General features: G+C 65.6%; 19 protein-coding genes. 14 read left to right on the forward strand and 5 right to left on the reverse strand.

Annotated elements, in window-relative coordinates; genetic code table 11:
• Nucleotides 1-40 precede the first annotated feature (40 nt).
• Both DMB37_RS15460 and DMB37_RS15465 read right to left on the reverse strand, forming a co-directional pair.
• Complete coding sequence (locus DMB37_RS15460) at nucleotides 41-421, reverse strand: DUF397 domain-containing protein (protein WP_135237595.1); 381 nt, start codon at nucleotides 419-421, stop codon at nucleotides 41-43.
• Entirely contained in the window at nucleotides 418-1,281 is an 864-nt protein-coding gene (locus DMB37_RS15465; protein WP_135233321.1) for a helix-turn-helix transcriptional regulator, read from the reverse strand. The genes DMB37_RS15460 and DMB37_RS15465 overlap by 4 nt, the downstream gene beginning before the upstream one ends.
• 264 nt (nucleotides 1,282-1,545) lie before the next feature.
• Between DMB37_RS15465 and DMB37_RS40535 the strand changes: the two genes are divergently transcribed.
• On the forward strand, nucleotides 1,546-1,698 hold the full coding sequence (locus DMB37_RS40535; RefSeq protein ID WP_167768852.1) for a hypothetical protein: 153 nt from the start codon (nucleotides 1,546-1,548) through the stop codon (nucleotides 1,696-1,698).
• 129 nt (nucleotides 1,699-1,827) lie between these two features.
• Nucleotides 1,828-2,769 carry a hypothetical protein gene (locus tag DMB37_RS15470; RefSeq protein ID WP_135233322.1) on the forward strand — a complete coding sequence of 314 codons (942 nt, stop codon included), beginning with the start codon at nucleotides 1,828-1,830 and terminating at the stop codon, nucleotides 2,767-2,769.
• Between the two features lie 26 nt (nucleotides 2,770-2,795).
• Here DMB37_RS15470 and DMB37_RS15475 read toward each other — a convergent pair whose 3' ends face one another.
• Nucleotides 2,796-3,011 carry a hypothetical protein gene (locus DMB37_RS15475; RefSeq protein WP_135233323.1) on the reverse strand — a complete coding sequence of 72 codons (216 nt, stop codon included), beginning with the start codon at nucleotides 3,009-3,011 and terminating at the stop codon, nucleotides 2,796-2,798.
• Nucleotides 3,012-3,340: 329 nt separating this feature from the next.
• On the opposite strand from DMB37_RS15475, the gene DMB37_RS15480 reads away from it, so the two are divergent.
• From DMB37_RS15480 to DMB37_RS15510, 7 genes are all read left to right on the forward strand, one after another.
• Nucleotides 3,341-3,724 carry a hypothetical protein gene (locus tag DMB37_RS15480; protein WP_135233324.1) on the forward strand — a complete coding sequence of 128 codons (384 nt, stop codon included), beginning with the start codon at nucleotides 3,341-3,343 and terminating at the stop codon, nucleotides 3,722-3,724.
• Between the two features lie 39 nt (nucleotides 3,725-3,763).
• The gene (locus DMB37_RS15485) at nucleotides 3,764-4,246 is read left to right on the forward strand and encodes an NUDIX domain-containing protein (RefSeq protein WP_135233325.1); all 483 of its coding nucleotides are present in this window, start codon (nucleotides 3,764-3,766) and stop codon (nucleotides 4,244-4,246) included.
• A gap of 68 nt (nucleotides 4,247-4,314) precedes the next feature.
• Entirely contained in the window at nucleotides 4,315-5,238 is a 924-nt protein-coding gene (locus DMB37_RS15490; RefSeq protein WP_135233326.1) for a nucleoside hydrolase, read from the forward strand.
• Nucleotides 5,235-5,696, forward strand: a complete 462-nt coding sequence (locus DMB37_RS15495; RefSeq protein WP_135233327.1) for a DUF4254 domain-containing protein — start codon at nucleotides 5,235-5,237, stop codon at nucleotides 5,694-5,696. The genes DMB37_RS15490 and DMB37_RS15495 overlap by 4 nt, the downstream gene beginning before the upstream one ends.
• A gap of 56 nt (nucleotides 5,697-5,752) precedes the next feature.
• Nucleotides 5,753-6,583 carry a hypothetical protein gene (locus tag DMB37_RS15500; protein ID WP_135233328.1) on the forward strand — a complete coding sequence of 277 codons (831 nt, stop codon included), beginning with the start codon at nucleotides 5,753-5,755 and terminating at the stop codon, nucleotides 6,581-6,583.
• 661 nt (nucleotides 6,584-7,244) lie between these two features.
• Nucleotides 7,245-7,895 carry an RNA polymerase sigma factor gene (locus tag DMB37_RS15505; protein WP_135233329.1) on the forward strand — a complete coding sequence of 217 codons (651 nt, stop codon included), beginning with the start codon at nucleotides 7,245-7,247 and terminating at the stop codon, nucleotides 7,893-7,895.
• Nucleotides 7,892-8,191: a hypothetical protein gene (locus tag DMB37_RS15510; protein WP_135233330.1), complete on the forward strand. Its 300-nt coding sequence runs from the start codon at nucleotides 7,892-7,894 to the stop codon at nucleotides 8,189-8,191. Before DMB37_RS15505 ends, DMB37_RS15510 begins: the two co-directional genes overlap by 4 nt.
• 312 nt (nucleotides 8,192-8,503) lie before the next feature.
• On the opposite strand, the gene DMB37_RS15515 is transcribed toward DMB37_RS15510, so the two are convergent.
• Both DMB37_RS15515 and DMB37_RS15520 read right to left on the reverse strand, forming a co-directional pair.
• A complete protein-coding gene (locus tag DMB37_RS15515; protein ID WP_240772401.1) occupies nucleotides 8,504-9,496 on the reverse strand; it encodes a TRM11 family methyltransferase in 993 nt (330 codons plus the stop codon).
• A 49-nt stretch (nucleotides 9,497-9,545) separates the two neighbouring features.
• On the reverse strand, nucleotides 9,546-10,271 hold the full coding sequence (locus DMB37_RS15520) for a hypothetical protein (RefSeq protein ID WP_135233332.1): 726 nt from the start codon (nucleotides 10,269-10,271) through the stop codon (nucleotides 9,546-9,548).
• 407 nt (nucleotides 10,272-10,678) lie between these two features.
• Here DMB37_RS15520 and DMB37_RS15525 point away from each other — a divergent pair, with 407 nt between their 5' ends.
• From DMB37_RS15525 to DMB37_RS15545, 5 genes are read left to right on the forward strand one after another with little or no spacing between them, the layout of a single operon-like run.
• Complete coding sequence (locus DMB37_RS15525; protein ID WP_135233333.1) at nucleotides 10,679-11,671, forward strand: hypothetical protein; 993 nt, start codon at nucleotides 10,679-10,681, stop codon at nucleotides 11,669-11,671.
• Nucleotides 11,672-11,703: 32 nt separating this feature from the next.
• Nucleotides 11,704-12,039 carry a pilin gene (locus DMB37_RS15530; RefSeq protein ID WP_135233334.1) on the forward strand — a complete coding sequence of 112 codons (336 nt, stop codon included), beginning with the start codon at nucleotides 11,704-11,706 and terminating at the stop codon, nucleotides 12,037-12,039.
• A 53-nt stretch (nucleotides 12,040-12,092) separates the two neighbouring features.
• Nucleotides 12,093-13,883 carry a hypothetical protein gene (locus DMB37_RS15535; protein WP_135233335.1) on the forward strand — a complete coding sequence of 597 codons (1,791 nt, stop codon included), beginning with the start codon at nucleotides 12,093-12,095 and terminating at the stop codon, nucleotides 13,881-13,883.
• Nucleotides 13,880-16,912: a PrgI family protein gene (locus DMB37_RS15540; protein ID WP_135233336.1), complete on the forward strand. Its 3,033-nt coding sequence runs from the start codon at nucleotides 13,880-13,882 to the stop codon at nucleotides 16,910-16,912. Before DMB37_RS15535 ends, DMB37_RS15540 begins: the two co-directional genes overlap by 4 nt.
• Nucleotides 16,909-19,419, forward strand: a complete 2,511-nt coding sequence (locus tag DMB37_RS15545) for a type IV secretory system conjugative DNA transfer family protein (protein ID WP_240772402.1) — start codon at nucleotides 16,909-16,911, stop codon at nucleotides 19,417-19,419. Before DMB37_RS15540 ends, DMB37_RS15545 begins: the two co-directional genes overlap by 4 nt.
• The last annotated feature ends 41 nt before the right edge of the window (nucleotides 19,420-19,460 follow it).

Genomic DNA, 19,460 nt, shown 5'->3' on the forward strand with positions numbered 1-19,460 from the left:
GCAGCGCCTCGGCTGCCAGTCATACCTAGTACCAGTTCCGTTAGGCGGCAGCGAGTTCGAACTCTCCAGCCTCGATACCGTCGATGAACGCGGTCCATTCGTCGGGCGTAAAGGTCAGTACGACACCATCGGAGCCCTCAGCTCGCACAGTAACCCAACCATCGCTTCGGCGGTCAATGACAGGTAAGCCGTGAATGCGACGCTGGACGGAGCGAACGACATCAGCGCAAAAGACCGGCCACAGAGCGGCTTCCATCGACAGCAGCGGCTGACTGTTGGGGTCATTCGCTGGGTCTCGAAGATACTTACTGTCTCGCAGGAAGACTCGATCGCCCGCAAAGTTCAACTCCACACACGATGCGCCGCCGTTGTTGCTGAAAGAGCTCTTCCGCCAGCCGTGAGGGATTGGGGTGGTCATCATCGCTCCATGCTCTTGAAATACCCGATCCGACGCTCGATGGCAGCAGCAGTGTCAGTACCCGACAATGCCTTCGTACTCAGCCGATCGGCTGCCAATGAGTACAAGTCTACTTGCGACCGATCCTGCAGATAGAGAGCGCCGGTGTGGTATTCGACGTATGCGATACCCCGCGCTTCGGCGAACTCCAGCACGATGAACGAGCCAGGAAGGCCCTCTTGAACAGCCACTCGAGTGGGAAGGACCTGTATCTCGACATTGTCGAGTTCGATCAGCGCCAAGAGGTGCTCCAACTGCTCGCGCATGACCGTCGGACCGCCGACGGGCCGGTCCAACGCGACCTCTTCGACAACGGCACGCAGTCGAAGCGGGTCCTCAGTTCCAGATATCCGCTGACGAGCCATCCGTGCACGTACCGCCTGCGCCAGATCCATTGCTGGTATGTGCAGGCTGTCGCCGAGGAGAGCGGTCGCGTAGGCCGGCGTCTGGATCTGTCCCGGCAGCACCTTGTCGGCATACTCGAACTGAATGGCGGCCAAGCCTTCCAGCCCGACGAAGGTCTTGAACCAATCCGGCAAGACCTCACCGAAGGGCGCCCACCAAGTACCGTGGTCTGCCCTGCCAGCCAGCGTGACGGTTCGGTCTACATCCTCCACCTTGACGCCATAGAAGCGGAGTAGAGAAGCGACTTCATCGGGAGCCTGTTGAGTCTTACCGCTCTCCATGTAGCTCAGTTTCGCTGGCGTGCAACCGATGTGTTTAGCCGCGTCAGCCTGCTTGACCCGCGCCCGCTCCCGTGCCGCTCTGAGGTCCTGACCGACCAGAAAACGCAGCGCTGACGGGTCTGAACGCTCGTCGCGCATCTCTTCCCTTCTCCGCAGTCGGGGTCATGCGCACAAAACTACCTCACAGATCTTCGTGGAATACGTAGCATGATTCTTAAATTTAAGCTTAAATGCATGCATAACATCAACCATCGGCCAGGATCGGCAACGTTGGCTGATCGGAAGCTGGCTCAGTCAGCGGGGATCGAGGAATCGATGTCGGTACATGTAGTGGACCGCGCGTTGATCGTCTGCGACCACAGCTCTCATCGAGCGACGTCGGTCGGCCAAGGTGGGTGGGTCGTGAGTTTTCTGCCGGGGCGCACGTTGACCACGGCGCAGGCAACAGCGGCTATCCAGGTCGCGGAGGCCGCCGCAGAAGTTGAAAGGCTCGCGGTGCTCATCGGCCTGACAGCACGGGAGGCTGTCGGGATGGCGGTGTCCGATGGGCATTGATCCATTCCGCAGCAATCCGACGATGCCCGATTGGCCTCTCGACGTGGGCGGACGCGCTGCTTTTCGTCGCAGCAGTCGCGCTCCGCAGCGGTCAGGGGGTAGGCGGTGACTGTTGAAATGTTTGGGTACATGCAGTTGCCTCTGGTCGGATCTCAGCGCGCCGAGGTAGAAGCCCAGATGGAAGCACTGGCCGCTGACTGCGGTGGCACTCTGGTGGGCCGGGTGTTCTGTGAAGCTGGTTCACCGACCGCCGTTTTGTGGTCGTTGCTTGTCGCACTGGATGAGGGTTCGGGCGACGGGATCATCGAGCGGCTGCACGAGGTCGCGGCCCGAAACGGCGTCGATCTGGCCCGATTGATTGCTTCCCCGCCGCCGATACCGGCGTTCTTGGCGATGTTGAATGCGTTGTCGCGGTGGGGTGGCGAGTATGTGATCGCTCCGGGCCCGGGCCATTTCGATGGCCTGGGCGCTCCGAGAAATATTGTGCTGGAGCGTATCTCGCAAGCATGTCGGTCGGCGTCGGTGGAGTATGTGCATCCGGTTTCGGCGCCGCGTGCGATGCGGCTGGATCGCGGCGAGGATCGTCTCGCTGAGGGAGATGAAGGATGGGATGAAGACCGACCGGTGGAACTGGGCACCGAACAGGTCGACGCCTACGGCTTGGCTCTCGAGGTCATCCGGCTCAGTGCCCACCGGCACCTCACCCGAGCCGGGCTCGGTGATCTGGTCGATCAGGTCGATGCGCTACTCACTGAAGTCGTCAGCGCGGCAATTCGTTTCACGGCACGTGCGAACCAGGCACCGGGTGCGAACCAACTGACCGTGCGCTGGCTGCGCTACCCGGACCGGTTGGTGGTGACGTTCGAGGAGACCCGCGAACACGCCCACGAACCGATCAGTGTCGCCTTGCAGTCGCTGTGCGATCGGCATCGCGGCACCAGCGTCGGTCGCGACCGGGGCGAAGGCGGGGGCACGGTGACCTGGTTCGATCTACCTTTGCCGCTGTACCGCCCACAGGGCAAGGAAACCAGTTCGCCATTTACACGCCAGCGGCCTGGGGGCTGGTCATGAACGGGCGCGCGTATGCGATTGTGCGCCTAAATTATTCGGGTCCACAGGTCGATGTTCATATCGCGGATCTCGAAGCGCTTGCCGCCAGTCGCGGGGTCGAGTTGGCTGCTGGCGGAGTTCTTCTGGCGCAGTCGGGTTCGGGCTTCTGTCGGCTGCTCGCCGGTCTTGACTTCGAGGGTGTCGATGTCGTGATGGTGCCCTCGGCCACGCAGGTCAAGGGTTGGCTGGGCGTCTTGCGACACAGCGCTGAGGTGTGGACAGCGCTGCCGCCGCAACGTTGGTCTCGATGCCGCGCAATGCCAAGGCAGACCGCCGAATCCGGTCCCAGACCGATGTAGTGAACGGGTGTGGTCGCGATGACGCAGTGTCACCTGACTGTCTGGTTCTACGAAGGACCGGTGCTGCATTTCTGCGGCGAGGAATGCGCCGCGACGGCGTTTGCTCACGCGGCCTATCTCCAGCATTTGGCCCTGGTCACGATCGACCACAACCTCGTACCGGGGTTGAAACCCTTTCCCTGCCAACGGTTGTGGATGCCTTAGGTAATTACGCCAGAAAGCGAGGTGCCCCCATGTCTTCTATGGAGCCGATCGATCCAGGGTCGACGAATTGGGCGGCGCTGGCCACCGTAGCGAAGTTGCCGATGGGTGATGACCCGGTCTTCCACGCGGTCGAGGCGGCCTCGTGGTCCTGCAAGCACTGGAACGTCCACCACTACGCACCGTTGGTGGAGAACACCATGCGGCTGATCGCCGCCGATGTCGTGCACCGCAGCTGGTTCGAAAACCAACCCTGGCTTCGCCCACAAGCGATCAGCATCCGGATCCGCTGGACCGACCTCAACACGCTGGTCCTCGAGGCTTGGGACATACCCGCCGATGACACCGGCAATAGCACTGCGCGCCTGCGGTATCGGCTGTTCCAAGCGACACGACTACGGATCGGTCATGGCTAGCCCGGTTCTTCACGCCCCCACTATCGGAAGGGAATCATCATGTCCGACAACACCGCACGACTGGATCAACTCAGAACCGAAGCGCAACGCGATGGGGTGCAGCAGCTGCGGGTCAGCGCCATAGTCCAGCACGACGGCAAAGTACTGCTGTTGCGCCAGCCACCTACCGGGGACCACGTCGAGGGTGAGTGGGAAATACCGGTTGGCACAGTCGATTCCGAGGAAGACCTGTACCAGGCACTCGCGCGAGTGATCCGAGCGTCGGTTGGCCTGGACCTGCTCCACGTCGGGGAGGTCCTGAGCCAGATCGACTACACCACCAGCGACGAGCAGAAGGCACGCCAACTCAATTTCCTTGTGCAGGTCCTTGAGCCCGACCCGATCGAGTTGACCGACCACGACGCCTACACCTGGACCGGCCTCGTCGCCGAAACACCCTTGGTCACCGAGATGACCAGGAAGGCACTGGCCGACTACAGCCGATCAACCGCCCTCTTCACCCGACAACACCGTCCGCAGTAGACCTCAGCCCGGCCTTTCGGCCTGCCGAAAATACTCCCGCTCGACGCCTGTGAAAGGAAGCCCGGATCATGCTCGAACACCCATACCAGCAACCCGCCACATCTCTTCAGCCAGACGAGTGCCCCGGCAAGAGTCTGGTGATCCTGGATACTGACATCGGTTACGACCCAGACGATTTCGTCGCCCTAGCGTTAGCCGCACGCACCGTACCTGATCTCGCGGTCGTCACCGCGGATGAGACACTCGGGCGCCGCGCACGGCTGGCTCGGCGCGCACTCGATGCGCTGGACCGCCCCGAGGTCCCCGTCATCACTGGAGTCGATTTCGGCGGTAGCCACCGATTCGTGATGGAAGACCATCCTTGCCGCCCACCAGCCGGACGCGACGAGCGCGGCGACGCCGTGACTGGTCTCATCGACGCGGTCGCCGGAGTGTGCGAATCCACGACCGGGCCGATCTTCTGGGTCGGGATGGGACCGATGACCAACCTCGCTCTCATCGTGTCCAGCCTCCCCGATCTCGCCGACCGTCTCATCGTCACGCAGATGGGCGGCTGGCTCGACCACTACCGCGATACAACCCGCGCGACCCACAACCTGCACACCGATACCAGCTCAGCAGGACTGGCACTGCGCGCGGTCCAGAACCCGCGACTGGTGTTGTCGGACTTCACCAACTCCCCCCACATCGACGTCACCGCCGAATCAGCGTTGCTGCGCCACTTGCGATCTGAGACCGCGACCGAGTGGCAGCAGCTGCTCGCGGCGAACTTCCGGGCATGGTTCGCCCGCCGCAGCGGTAGCTGGATGCACGACCCGCTGACCCTCAGTGCCGCACTCGATTTGGCGTTCGTCTCTTTCCGCCCCGAACGGATACGCATCGCACGCGATGCCCGCCTCTACCGAGACCCGCACGGCCGCCCGATCGACGTCGCGTGTGCGGTCGACTACCCGGAGTTCCTGGAATGGATGCACGAAACCCTCCTCCGATGAACAACACCTGCCCCGATCCCTACCCGTTGCCCGGCAAGGACCTGCTGCTGGCGGCGTGTCGCGGGATGCCGATGCTCGATCCGACCCACCCGATGCTCGATGCCGCCGCCGAACTAGCGAAGGTGCACGAGACCCGAGAGGTGACTGCCACCTGCGACGGCGTGAAGTTGGCGTTGCGGCGCATGGAGTTGATCCGAGTGATCGATGAATGGATCGCCCAGGTGGCACCGCCACCGTTCCCCGCCGCCACCCTGCACACCGAAACCGTCGGCCAAATCGTCGACCGACTCGCCCAGCTGACCAACCAGACCTTCATAGCCCTCGCCCACGCCCCTGCTGACCTCTACCAGGACTCCTGGGCTCGCTTGTGGGACCTCGCCTCTGGCTACCAAGACCTCATCGACGAACTACACAACCGCACCCGCCGCCTTCCCAGCACCTTCCTCGATCTCTGGTAATCCCACCCTCGAAACCGTTGCGCGGCTGTCGAATTGACAATCAGTAGGGAGTAGTAATGCCGACGTTGATGCTCGATCACCCCGCCTGGTTCCACACCGTCGACGGGCGCGCTCACCGCCTCATCTCGGACAATCATCAGGCGATAGCGTTCGTGACCGCCGAATGCCTGCCCCAGAACTTGTTCATTCACTGTGAACCCATCGGCTCGTGCTCGGTGCCGATCGATGTCGGCTACTTCGACCCCGCCGACCTCGCCGGTCCTCTCACCCTCACCGCGCCACTGCGAGCCCTCGGAGCGGTCTCGCGACTGGCCAACCCCTATCTATGGGACGCTCTGGGCACCGCCATCCTCGGTCAATTCGTCACGCCCACCCACCTAGAGCGGCTGTATGACCGACTCTGCCGCACCCACGGCCGCCAGACCCGCACCCCGCACGGCGACGACCGATGGCTGTTCCCCCGTCCCGGTGACATCAGCGACGTGCTGGCGCTGGCGAAATTGCCTACGCTGCAAAACGCAGCCCGCGCCTACCACAAGCACGGCGGGCAGTGGACCCGGTCACTGACCGAGGGCACACCAGCCGCCGATCTGGTCGAGATGATAGCGACGGCACTACCCAAACTCGACCGTGCGACGATCAGCCGCGCGGTCGCCGACCACAGCAACGACTTCACCGTCTACCCGATCGACATGACCTTGCGCTCGAGCGTATGCCGGTTGTCCGCACGCCACAGCTGGCCCGTCAGGGACGACGAGTTCTATACCGAATGGCAAACCACGACAGGCGAACAACAATCCGAATGGACCGTACTGACCCTGGCAGCGGGCACCGGCTGCTACATGAAGGCATCATCTCCGGCGGCCGGGGCGACTCAGTCCGATTAATGAGCATCACGGGTCCATCCGTAGGGGGTTGATTCGAAGATCAAGCGCAGCGGAGCATCAGCGGCTGCCGGTGTACCTGCTCGGCGATGGGCGAGCATAACGAGCACCAAGATCGGCACCCATCATCGCCGGGTCACCCACGGCGGTGCGCAAAGGATTGAGCATCTCGAGGAGCCAGCCGAGAACGCGGCTCACCGGCGAGACAGCTCTCACGGTTGCGCACGAGATCGACATCCTGCGCAAGAGGTGTCGTTGACGCCGTCTAGCATGACGACTGTGAAGTACGGACGCTTTAATCAACGGTGATACCGGACACGCTGCGGTGTTCAGATCGCATGGTGCTGGATCGTTCTCTACTCATGACGTTCTCGCCGATCGCTGAACTGGCGCTCAACGACATCCCAGTCTGGGTGGTCGCGCTATTGGCGTTGACCATCGTGTGGCCCGGAATCGTGGGGTGCGTTCACCAGGCCCTATTCCACTTCACCACGCGGATGATTCTGAGCAAATTGCGCGCGCCTACCCATGTTGCACACGAAACCAGCCGCCGAGGAGCGCGTTCGCTTACCGTCGTGGCTACCCCTGTGGAAGGCACTCAGGTGGACGAGTCCACTCCGACAGCGCCGCCCACCCGTACGACCCCTGACGAGGTTCGTTCCGCATGACACCATCGACTAAACAACCTGTCGAGCCGTACATGTGGACGGCATTCGAGCGGCTCTATCGTCTCGAGCAAGACAGGGTAATGGGGTTCGTAGTTTCGGCGCTGGGCACGAACAAGATCCCCGACGCCGAGGACGTCGTCGCCGATACCTTCGTCAGGGCATGGGAGATCTACGGCCCGGATCTACTTGTCGAGAAGGGGGTCCGAGCGCTTTTGTGCAAGATCGCGTTGAACTTCATCCGCGACAAATGGCGCCGTGACCGGCGCGGCTTGTTCTTCGAGTCGCTGGGCGATGGGTCCAGCGAATCCAGAGAAGACTGGCTCACGTCGTTCTTGCCCCCGCAAGAGGACATCGCAGAGGGTGTGGTGAGCCGCGATAGCGTCGCAGCCTTCTGGGAGGTGCTGATGGACGAGCTGCCGAGAAGCGAGATGCTTGTGGTGTTCATGACTTGTCGGCTGCACTGGGACGGCGACAAGATCGCCGAGGAGCTCGGCACTACTCGCGCCACTGTGTACTCGCTTCGACACCGAGCCCGGCAAAGACTCGAAGCAATGCGTGAGAACAGAGCCGAACTTCTACCTCCCAGCAATATCCGAAGAGCAGCGGGCTCATTCAAGAAAGTTCGCAAAGGAGTCACGACACCATGACCGACGAAAGGAACATCGACAACCTCGACACCGTGCCGCACTCCGATGCCTGGCAACAGCTCGATGAACGGCTTGCCCGCCGGTCGCATGGCGATCCCGACGCCGTGTGGGAAAGAATTCGTCAAGCGCTCGGAGGCCCGCCGGTCGCCCCTGCAGTATCGGCGGAGAGCAGAACCGAAACGGTTGATGACAGTGCCCCCACCGATCTTTCTAACGGCGACCGCGCCGACGTTCGTGGTCCCGGCCCCTCAGTCTTCGACCGCGCCCCGCAGGCAAACTGGGCGGATACGGCGTAGCCGACGCGGCATCGCGATGCCGAGCGCCCGTCACCGCGGATACGGGAGCACTCCGGCGGGCCGCGCCCTCGGCCTGCCGGGCGGCGGACCATCCCCGCCGGGCGCAGGGAGCACTAGCCCGTCGGCGAGTTCGACCTCCACCGTTGAGGATCATCCCGCGCGGGCGCGGGCAGCACGACAGCGATCACGTTTCCGGCTGAGTCGACAACGGATCATCCCAGAGGTTTAAGGGTCGCAGCAAAGCGAACCGCACCGCAAGAGTTGACGCGTTTGTCCCAGGAGCTGCGGCGGCGGTAGCCGTTCTGGGAACACTCATGCCGCCAGCTCGTCGGGATACCTGCCACTCCCCGTATCCGCGCCCGGGTTCGTTTCCGGACCGGGATGGGGCCGGGGGCGAAAGTGCTTGAGCTCGAATGAACTACGAGACCTTGTCGGAGTTGTGAAAATCAGGACGTCTTCGTGGGCGATGAGGTGCAGCGGTAGGCCCGCCGCTCGTTGTTTGACGACGAAGTCGCGTTGGAAGAAGCTGCTTCGGGCGATGATGTCGTCGTCGGCGAGTCGACCGAGGAGGGCGAGGCAGCGTTCGGTAGGGATAAGTCCGGCGCGGGCGGCGCAGGTGATGATGTGGGTGGGTAGGTCGATGAGCTCGGCGTGCTGCCGCCACGGCCGGGCGGTGATGACCACATGTCCTCCTGGGCGCAGCAACAAGGTTGTGGCGGTGAGGATTCGGGTGAATCCGGTCAGCAGGCGGGCGAGACCGAGGTTGGCCAGGTTGCCGCGGTCGAGTGTCGCGCCATAGCGGTGGTTGCGTTTGTGAACACCTTGCCCGGGTGCCATGGTGACGTGGCCGTGGGTGGAGTCTCCGTATGGGGGTGAGGTGATCACGAGATCGACGGCGCCTAGGTACTCGGCGGGCAGCACGGTGCTCAAATGTCTTGCGTCGCCGGTGAACACCGCGGCCTTGTGCTCGATGCCTGCCTCACGCGCCAGCTGCACGTTGGTGCGTGCGACCTGTGCCCAGCGGTCCTCGTACTCGACCCCGACAGCTCGCCGGCCCGAGTGGAGTGCTTCGACAAGGGTGGTGCCGATGCCGCACATGGGGTCCAGGACGAGGTCGCCGGGCCGGGTGTAGGCGGCGATGGCGTGGGCGGCGATGGCGGGCAGCATTTTGGCGGGGTGAGGTGTTCCCTGCGGGGTGTAGCGGCCGGTGCGTTGTTTGGCGGGTGAGGATTGCGCGGTCGCCCACACCGAGACCGGCAGCGAGGGCGCGGAGGCGTTGGGACGAGTTTTGGGTGTGAGAGTCACGGTGGGCCTGCTTCCTGTGCCTGATCCAGAGGTCAGAGGGCGAAGGTGGTCAGGGGCGGGGTCTGCGCGGGTCGGGGGGTGGGCGGCGGTGTTGGTTGGGTTGGACGAACACCAGAACATCGGTGTGCACGCGGCGGTGGGTGCGCTGGAGTCTGTGCTGAGCGCTGGCATGGATGTCGGTGGTGGCGATCGCGTCGCCTCGGATCGCGACGGCGGCGATGTGCTGGAGGTAGAGCAGGTCAGCGGCTTGGGCGTCGGCGACGATCGGCCCGGTGGGATCCACAAGGGTGCCGTGGGTCCAGTCGCAGCGGGTGAGTACGACCAGCACCCCATTGGTGCGTAACCGCGTGGCGGCATTCCAGAGCAACTCCGCACCCGCGTCGGAGTCGTGGTGGCCGGGGATCTGGGTAGTGATGATCAGATCGAGGGTGCCGACCGGCGCCGAGGGCGTTGGGTTCTCGGTGTGGAGGTCGAGGATCTGGGCCGTTCGATCGAGGCCCTGGACTCCGGTGAGGGCGGCACTGAGTTCAGGTTCGCTGCAGTCGCGGCTCTCGCCGGGCCGGTGGGGCCATACCAGCAGAGCGACTTGGTCACCGATAGTGCTGAACTCGGCGATGGCTCGGGTGAGGATCGAGCTCGGCCAGGTGCTGGCCGGGTCGATGGGTTCGGTGCCACAAGCCCAGATCGTTGCCGGGACAGCGTGCTCGGGGCGCGGGTGGCCGCGGTCGGTGAGGCAGCGCGCTGATCGCCGGCGAGATTGGTTCTGCGCGGTCATAGAGATCGCCTCTCGGTGGAGTGAATGGCTTACACCTACCCACTCCGCGAGCGGCCCTGCCTTTCAACACACGAATACGAACTCCGCCAGACTTTCACCCCACACAGGTTCAAGGCACAGAAATCGGTGGACGAATTATTTTATCCGAACCCTTCGCAAAATCTGAGGACTGCGTCGGCGCGGCGTGCTTCCGCCACCAAAACGCCACCATCCAGCTCAACGCCTGATTATCGCGCGCCCGATCCCGCCGGTTTCACCGAGCTGCCACAGGATCGAATCGGGCCAGGTGGGGTGGTCCCGGAAGTTGTTGGGAAGTCATTCGGAAGTTCTTTGGTGGCGTTTTGGTGGCGGCGGTTCTTTTTCCTTGGTTCCACGCATTTTCTCGCGTCGAACAAAGGAGTCCAGCAATGGTTGATTCGAATATCACAAGGCCCTCGCGTGGTCGCGATGGCGCTTCGCCGTTGGATTTGGTGCGGTCGAGTTTCGACCGTTTGGCCGGTGCGCCGATCACGCTCTCGGCCGAGGGCTCGAGTGCGCTCGGATCCGTCGAGTTGCGCGTGGATCGATTACGGGATCTGCTCATGGATCCCGGTTTGCCGATCACGACCGTCGATGCGGTGTGGGTGTGCCTGGTCCGGCGCTCCCGCGCCGAGAGCGGGGACGCGACGATGGTTTGCGCGGGCATGGCGCTGCCGGTGCTCGCCGCGATGTCGGCGCGGCTCTCACCTCGATGGACTGGTGATCGCGCCGATATCGAGGCCGCGGTGTTGTGCGGGTTCCTTACCGAACTCGCCTCTATCGACCTCGATCGGCCGTGGGTGTTGCACCGGTTGCGGTGGGCGGCCTACCGCGCCGGATACGCGTGCATGCGTGAACGCCGTGCCGCCCCGACTCCGACTCCTTGGGCAGGCGCACCTACCCGTGACGACACCGGCGCTCGCGAGCACCGCCTGATGCTTCCCCGGCCGGGACATCCCGAACTCGTCCTCGCCGACGCCGTCGCGGCAGGGGTCATCACCAGTGCCCAAGCGCGGCTCATCGCCTCGACCCGGTTGGAGCGGCGCTCGCTGACCGCGGTCGCCGCCGAGCGCGGTGCGTCCTACAAGGCGCTGCAACAGGTGCGACGCCGCGCCGAACACAAGCTGGCCGCCTACCTCACCGAACGCATGCGCAACCCGGATTCGGGTGGCATCGGTGAAGTCAGCCATGGCGCGGTGACCTCACCAAACCCGACGCGAGCACACACGAACCGATCTCGCCGACGGCGCCGTGAGCCCAGCCGTGATGAGGCATCGACGGCGCGGCCGGTGTTGAAAACCATCCCGCCGACCGGAGTGCAGGGGTGCGGGGACACACCGGCTCCCGCACACCCGAGTTCGGAGGTGCGTCGATGCGCGTAAACCATCAGTTCCACTTATCGGTGCGCCCGAGCATGCGGCTGCGCCGCATCGCAGGTGTGATGATCGTCGGCGGGGTCGTGCTGGGCGGGGTTGCGGCTTCGGCGGCGGCGCAACCGGTCTCGGTCCTGGCGATCGCGAGCTCGTTCGATGAAGTGCTCAACAATCTGCGCAACTGGATCGTCGGGATTCTCGCAGCTTTGGCCACAGTCGCCTTGACGGTCGGTGGCGCTCGCTATCTCATCTGCTCTGGCGATCCCGGCGAGGTCGAGAAAGCCAAGTTCGCTTTGCGGGCCGCGATGATCGGCTACTGCCTGGCGTTGCTCGCGCCGGTCATCGTGAGCGTCCTGAAATCGATCGTCGGCGGCTGACGATGACACCGCTGCTAACCGACCCGCCACGACCCTGTCCTGCTTCACCGGCGGTGACGGTTCGCCGATGGCAGCGAGGGCTGTGGGTGCTGGCGCTGCTCGCAATCCTGCTGGCACTGGCACCCTCGATCGCCGTCGCCGACCCGGCGATACCAACACCTGCACCAGCTCCGACTCAGCCAGGACCGCCACCACAGACCCGGTGGCAGACCCCACCACCAGCCCAGACGTCGGTGGTGCCGACACCGGCCCCGCCAGCCACCAGCCCGGCCCCATCGGACCCGGCCGGTACGGGTGGGGAGGATCCCGACTGCGGCGTCCGCCATATCAGTGGCTGCGTCGCCAAGGCCATCGACGGGTTCTTCCAGCGAGTGGTCGACTCCGCGTTGAACCCGTTGCTGGAGTTGCTTTCGGCCACGCTGTTGACCACTCCGGAACCGGGATCGGTGCCGCGTCTGGGTGAGTTGTGGGATTCCTCGTGGCAGATGGTGCTGGCCTGCTACGGGCTGATCGTGGTCGCGGCCGGGGTGCTGGTCATGACCTACGAGATGCTGCAGACCCAGTGGACGGTGCGTGAACTGTTGCCTCGTCTGGTTGCAGGGTTCGTGGCCGGGGCGATGAGTATGCTGGTCGCGACCCACGCCATCCGAGCGGCCAACTCGTTGGCCGCCGCGATCGGCGGCGACGGGCTGGACCCGAGCTCCGCGGCAGCCGCGCTCGAACAACTCGCGAGCACGGCCACGAGCCCGGGTTCAGGGATTTTCGCGATCCTGTTGCTCAACGTCCTGACCGTCACGATCACCGTGCTGTTGATCACCTACGTCGTGCGGGTCGCGATCACCCTCACCTTGATCGTGGCCGCACCGCTGGCATTGATGTGTCACGGGCTACCGCACACAGAGTCGATCGCGCGCTGGTGGTGGCGCGCGTTCGGAGCGTGCCTGGCGATCCAGGTCGTGCAATCTCTCGTGCTCGTCACCGCGCTGCGGGTGTTTCTGTCCCCGGGCGGGTTCGTGCTGTTCGCACCCACTCAGACCGGGATCGTGAATCTGCTCGTCGCGCTGGCGTTGATGATGATCTTGGTCAAGATCCCGTTCTGGCTGCTCTCGGCCCTCAAGCTCGGCTACGGCCGCTCGATGGCAGGCTCCCTGCTCAAGGGGTTCATCGCCTATAAAACCTTCGGGCTGATCCGAGGCAGTGGTGCCCGCACCGCCACCGCCCTGACCTCGCGCCATCACCAGCTCGGGGCAAGTCCGCGCCGCGCCGGTCCAGTCGGCGAGTCCGATCCCTACGCGAGGGTCCGTGCGACTCGCGACGGGCAGCTGATGCTGCCCCTGCCCAGCGGGCGGCGCACCAAATCGGTCCGCTCTCAGCAGATTTCGCGTGTCACCGCCTCCGCTGCCACCCCTTCCAGCACGTCGCGACAACCCAAACCAGCGCGAGGTCGGCAGTTGAGTTTGCCGTTGTGGGCACCCGAGCCGCCACCACCGGGAGGCCGTGACGGCCAGTACCAGCTGCCGATCACCGTGGCCCGAGTCCCCGCCCCCCGCCGGGACAAACCGCCGAAACCTACGGCGCCAAGTCACCGCGGTCAGCTCGCCTTCGATTTCGACCCTGACCCGTTCAAGGGCAACCGGCCCGCCAGTAGTGGCCAGTACCGGCTGCCCCTCGAAGTCCGGCGCGTCGCCGCCCGGCCCACCGCTGCCGCACCGCCACCGCCATCGGTCCCGCCACCACCAGTGGCCGGCCCACCTCGGCGCGCGGGTCGGCAACTGGCACTGCCCTTGCCGAACCTGCCCGTCACATCCCGTGCTCGTCGTCGTTCTGGAGGTAGTAGGAAATGACCACCCCGATCCGCATCCCAGCCGATGTCGAACGTCGCGACCGCATCGTCGGTCCATTCACCGCCCGCCAGCTGCTGATCCTGGCCGCCACCGCACTAGTGGGCTATCTCGGATGGATCTTCACCCGCACCGCGATCGCACCGGCTGTGTTCCTCGCCGCCGCCGTCCCGATCGGGATCACGGTCGCAGTCACGGTGTTGACCACACGCGACGGACTCTCGGCCGACCAGCTGCTGGTCGCCGCGATCCGTCAGCGCCTGGCACCTCGCACCCAGGTCCTGGCTCCCGAGGGCAACATCGATCCTGCTCCGCAATGGCTGACCAAACACGCCACCGGCGAATCCGTTGCCCCGCAACCACTGTCGGCCTCGTCGCTTCATCTGCCCGAAGCGGTCACGGCGGCGGGCAGTGAGCAGATGGGCGTGGTCGATCTCAGAGACGACGGGCTCGCGGTGATCGCGGCCGCCGGGACGGTCAATCTTGGATTACGCACCGCGGCCGAGCAAGAGGGTCTCGTCGACGGGCTCGGCCGCTATCTGCACGCCCTGTCCGGGCACGGGATCCAGATCCTGATCCGCACGGCCCGATTGGACTTACACGCCCGCGTCGCCGAGCTGCACGCCACCACCGAGGAAATGTCCCCCGAGCTGGCGGCGGCCGCGGCTGATCACGCCGAGCACCTCCAGAGCCTGGGGACCGAAACCGACCTGCTGTGCCGTCAAGTGCTGTTGGTCTTCCGCGAACCCCTCGACACGATTCCGGCAGGCGGGCTGGGCGGCCCGTCGGCGGGCACGATGCTGCAGTGGGTCATCAGCGGGCGTCGCCGCGCGCGCCACCAGCAGCTCACCGCGAGCGTGCGCCGTGCCGCCGAATCACGACTGCTGCGGCGCCTCAGCGAGGCCCGCGAGCTGCTCGCCGCAGCGCAGATCACCCTCACCGCCCTCGATGACGCACAGGCCACCGCGATCCTCACCGATGCCGCAAACCCGGGCAGCCTGGTACCCACCTGCGCCGAAACCGCTTCCCGGACAGCGGTCATCACCACTGGCGGCTCGGAGTTCACCAGTACCGAACTCGCGGGCCCGCCCCCGGAGGACGAGCACGCAAGCACCATGCGTGCCCGCCGCGGGTGGTTCACTGCACGGCGCGGTGCTGGTCGCAGTGGCGATGCCGACTTCGCACCGGACTCGCTGGCGATCGGGACCCGCCATCTCGAAGTCGGGGCCGACCATTTGGCCACCCTCGCGGTCACCGGCTACCCGCGTGAGGTCCACCCCGGATGGCTCGCGCCACTGCTCACCCATCCCGGCCGCCTCGAACTCTCCTTACACATCGAGCCGGTCGACCCCGTCACAGCGGCGGCTCGCCTGCGCCGCCAGCTCGGCCGCTTCGAGGCCGCGCGGACGCACAACGCCGAACACGGCCGCCTGGTCGACCCCCAAGTCGAGGTAGCGGTCGAAGACGCCTACGACCTGTCTGCGCGCGTAGCCCGGGGTGAAGGACGACTATTCCGGGTCGGGGTGTATCTCACCGTGCATGCGGACTCGGCCGACGAGCTCGCTGAGCAGGTCGGCGCTGTGCGTGCGCTGGCGGCGAGCTTGCTCATCGACACCTGCCACCTCAGCCACCGCAGCGTCCAAGGCTGGCTCGCGACCCTGCCGCTGGGCCTGGATTTGGTGAAACTACGCCGCACCTTCGACACCGCCGCTCTGGCGGCGGCGTTCCCGTTCAACAGCCCACAGCTGCCCGCCGAGGACCCTGTCACCGCCACCACACCGACCGGGGTGCTCTACGGCCACGACGCCGCAGGCGGATTGTTGTTCTGGGACCGATTCTCCCCCGGTGTCGACAACCACAACGCGGTCGTCCTCGGTCGCTCCGGAGCGGGGAAGTCGTATTTCCTCAAGACCGAGATCCTGCGCTCGCTCTATCGCGGGATCGAGGTCATCTGCATCGACCCCGAGGACGAGTACCGGCGCCTGGCCCGGGCCGTCGGGGGGACCTACATCCACCTCGGCGCAGGCGGAGTCCGCCTCAACCCGTTCGACCTAGAAGTCCACACCCGCCCCGACGGTCGCCGGGCCGCACCCGCCGACGCCTTGAACCGACGCAAGCTCTTCCTGCACACGGTTATTCGGGTCCTGCTCGGCGAACCGACACCCGCGCAGCGGGCGGTGTTGGATGCCGCGATCACGGCCGCCTACGCCAGCGTCGGCATCACCGAAGACCCCTCGACGTGGATCAAACCAGCTCCGACGATGCGGGTCCTGCGCGAGCAACTGCTGGCCTGTGGTGCCGGAGTCGGGGTCGACCTCGCCGGAGCCTTGCAGCCCTACGTCGGAGACGGTGCGTTCGCCGGGCTGCTCGACGGTCCTACAACCACCGTGGCGGAAGGCGCGATGATCGTGTTCAGCCTGCGCGAGCTGCCCGAGGAACTCAAGACGATTGGCACCCTGCTCGCGTTGGACTCGACCTGGCGACGCGTATCGAACCCGGGCCTGCGCCGCCCCAGGCTGGTGAACGTGGACGAGGCGTGGATCTTGATGCGCCAGCCCGCCGGGGCGGAGTTTCTTCTCAAGGCCGCCAAGGCATTTCGCAAACTGTGGGCCGGGCTGACTGTCGCGACTCAGGACTGCGCCGATGTCCTGGCCACCGATCTCGGTAAAGCGGTCGTGGCCAACTCCGCCACCCAGATCCTGCTGCGCCAAGCACCCCAAGCCATCGAAGAAGTCAGCGAGGCGTTCGCGGTCTCCGATGGCGAACGCCGGTTCCTGCTCGCCGCCGCACGCGGGCATGGCCTGCTCGCCACTGGAGCACACCGGGCGGTGTTCGCTGCGGTCGCCTCCGAGGCCGAGCACGACCTCATCACCACCAACCCCGGCGAGCTCACCGCCACCAGCGACGACGCGAGTATCTGCATCGGCCACGCCGATGAGGCCCCCGACACCGACGCCGATCCCGTTGGCGACTGTCTCGACGAGGGCACCGATGACGAGGACTCCTATATCGATCTACAAGCAGCGGCATGAACACCGTTGCCGCCCAGATGATTCCGCTGCAAAGTGCGTGGCTTCCGGAATTCCTGCGCGATCCGGACCGGCACAATCCGGCAGCCGATCTCGGCGAGTATCTGTGTCACCTTTTGACCCTGACGAGCGTCTCGGTGGCCGCCGCGGTGGGCGCTGTGCTCGCCACGACTACTGTGCTCGCGGCCAGCCGGCACCGGCGCCGGCTGGCCGTCGATGCCCGCGAGGTCACTGTGCTCGCTCCGCCCTCCGTCGATCCCTCCGCAGCACAAGGATTGTGGGCCCATCTTGTAGGGATCACGCGCCCGGCGTGGAAGCGTGCGGTGTTCGGGCAGCCTCATCTGGGGTTCGAGTACCGGATCACCCCGGCGGCGGGAGTTTCGATCACGATCTGGGTACCGGCCACCATCGCACCGGGGTTGATCGAACGCGCCGTCGAATCCGCCTGGCCCGGCGCGCGCACCCGCACCACCGAACACGCGAGCCCGCCACTGCCACAACCGAAGACCGGACATCAGCGGATCCTCGTCGGCGGGGAGCTGCGCCTGGGCCGGCGCGAAAGCTTACCGATCCTGCTCGACTACCGAGGCAACGACCCGATCCGCGACCTGATCTCCGCCGCCTCCGATCTCGACATCAGCCAAGGCGCGTGCGTGCAGATCCTGGCCCGCCCCGCGACCGGCCGCCGAGTGCGCCGCACTACGGGTGGCAGTGGCAACCAGCAGCGGTGGCATCTGGCCATCTTCGCTGATCTGCTGGACCTGATCACTCCCGGCGCAGCGCGTCCCTCCCGTTCAGCAACCCGTCGGCGGATGGCGTCGCCCGATCGGCAAACCGTGATGGAGTACACGACGCAATCGCGGGCGGCGGCCACCAAAGCCCGTGGCGCGCACTGGGCGAGCGTGATCCGCTATGCGGTCGCCACCGACGTTCCCCTCGACGCCGCAGCCGCGACGGTGCGGGCGGCTCGTGCCGTCACGCGCGGGCGCGCGCACACCCTCGCGGCGGTGTTCGCAGCTTGCACCGATCACAACTACTACCGCCGTCGCCGCCGCTGGTGTCTGGACACCGCGTTGCGGGAGCGGTGGTTGGGACGCGGGGATCTGCTGTCGGTGCCCGAGCTGGCCGGTATCGCCCACCTGCCTACCGATTCCGATATCCCCGGCGTCGCGCGGGCGGGTGCCCGTGCGGTAGCCCCGGGTCCCGATATCGCCTCCGGCGGCCCGCACACCAAAACCCTCGGTAGCGCCGATGCCGGTAGCGGGCGGGCGGTGGCGTTGAAGGTCACCGACTCCCGTCATCACCTGCATGTCCTGGGTGCTACCGGTGTCGGCAAGTCGACGCTGTTGGGGCGGATGATCCTCGACGATGCCGACGCCGAACGCGGGGTGGTCGTCGTTGATCCCAAGGGCGACCTCATCACCGACGTCCTGGATCGGCTACCGCGACGCCACGCGGGCAAAGTCGTGTTGTTCGACGCAGACTCCCGCTCGCGCCCACCGTGTCTGAATCCGCTCGATGCCGATCGCGCCGATATCGACCGCACCGTCGACAACCTCGTCACCGTCTTTCGCCGCATCTACGCCCAATACTGGGGCCCACGTACCGACGACGTCCTACGCGCGAGCCTGCTTACCCTGTGCGCCCAGCCCGGCATCGCGACCCTCGCCGATCTGCCGCGATTGCTGATTGAACCCGCCTACCGCGCCAGAGTGACAGCCACAGTGACCGATCCGGTGCTCCGCGGGTTTTGGGACACCTACGAAGAGCTCTCCGGCGCGGGCCGCAACCAAGTCATCGGCCCGCTGCTGAACAAGTTGCGCGCCTTCTTGTTACGGCCATTCGTCAAAGCCGCAATCGCCGCGGGCCCCTCCACAGTCGACCTCGCACACGTGCTCGACCACGGCGGAATCTGCCTTGCCCGGCTACCCAAAGGCTCCCTCGGTGAGGAGACGACCCGGTTGGTCGGGTCGTTGATCGTGGCCCGCACCTGGCAGGCCACCACCGCCCGCGCCCGCACGCTTGCCACCACTCGCCGCGACGCCGCGCTGGTCTTGGACGAGGCCCACAACTTCCTCAACCTGTCCACGCCGGTCGAGGACATGCTCGCCGAAGCACGCGGGCTGAAGTTGTCGCTGGTACTAGCGCATCAGAACCTAGGCCAGCTGCCCCGGGAGTTACGGGATGCGATCTCGGCGAACGCCCGCAACAAGATCACCTTCACCTGTGCCCCCGAAGACGCCCGCGAGCTGGCCCGCCACACCGCTCCGTTCCTATCCGAGCACGACCTGACCCACCTCGACGCCTATCACGCCGCCGCGCGGCTGCTCGTCAATGGTCAACAAGCCGCACCGTTCACCTTCACCACCACCGCCCTGCCCGCACCGATCCGGGGCCGCGCCCGCGAGATCCGGGCCCTCACCCGCACCCGCGACACCACTGCGCCGGGCCCGCAATCCGATCCTCCCCGCACCGGCAAACCGTCTCTGCGCGACCCGCGCCTGTCCTGACGTCGCGGCTCCCGGGCCTCGTGCGCGTTGGATCTTGCTGC

The organism is Nocardia sp. CS682, from assembly GCF_004634405.1.
Taxonomy (GTDB): domain Bacteria; phylum Actinomycetota; class Actinomycetes; order Mycobacteriales; family Mycobacteriaceae; genus Nocardia; species Nocardia ninae.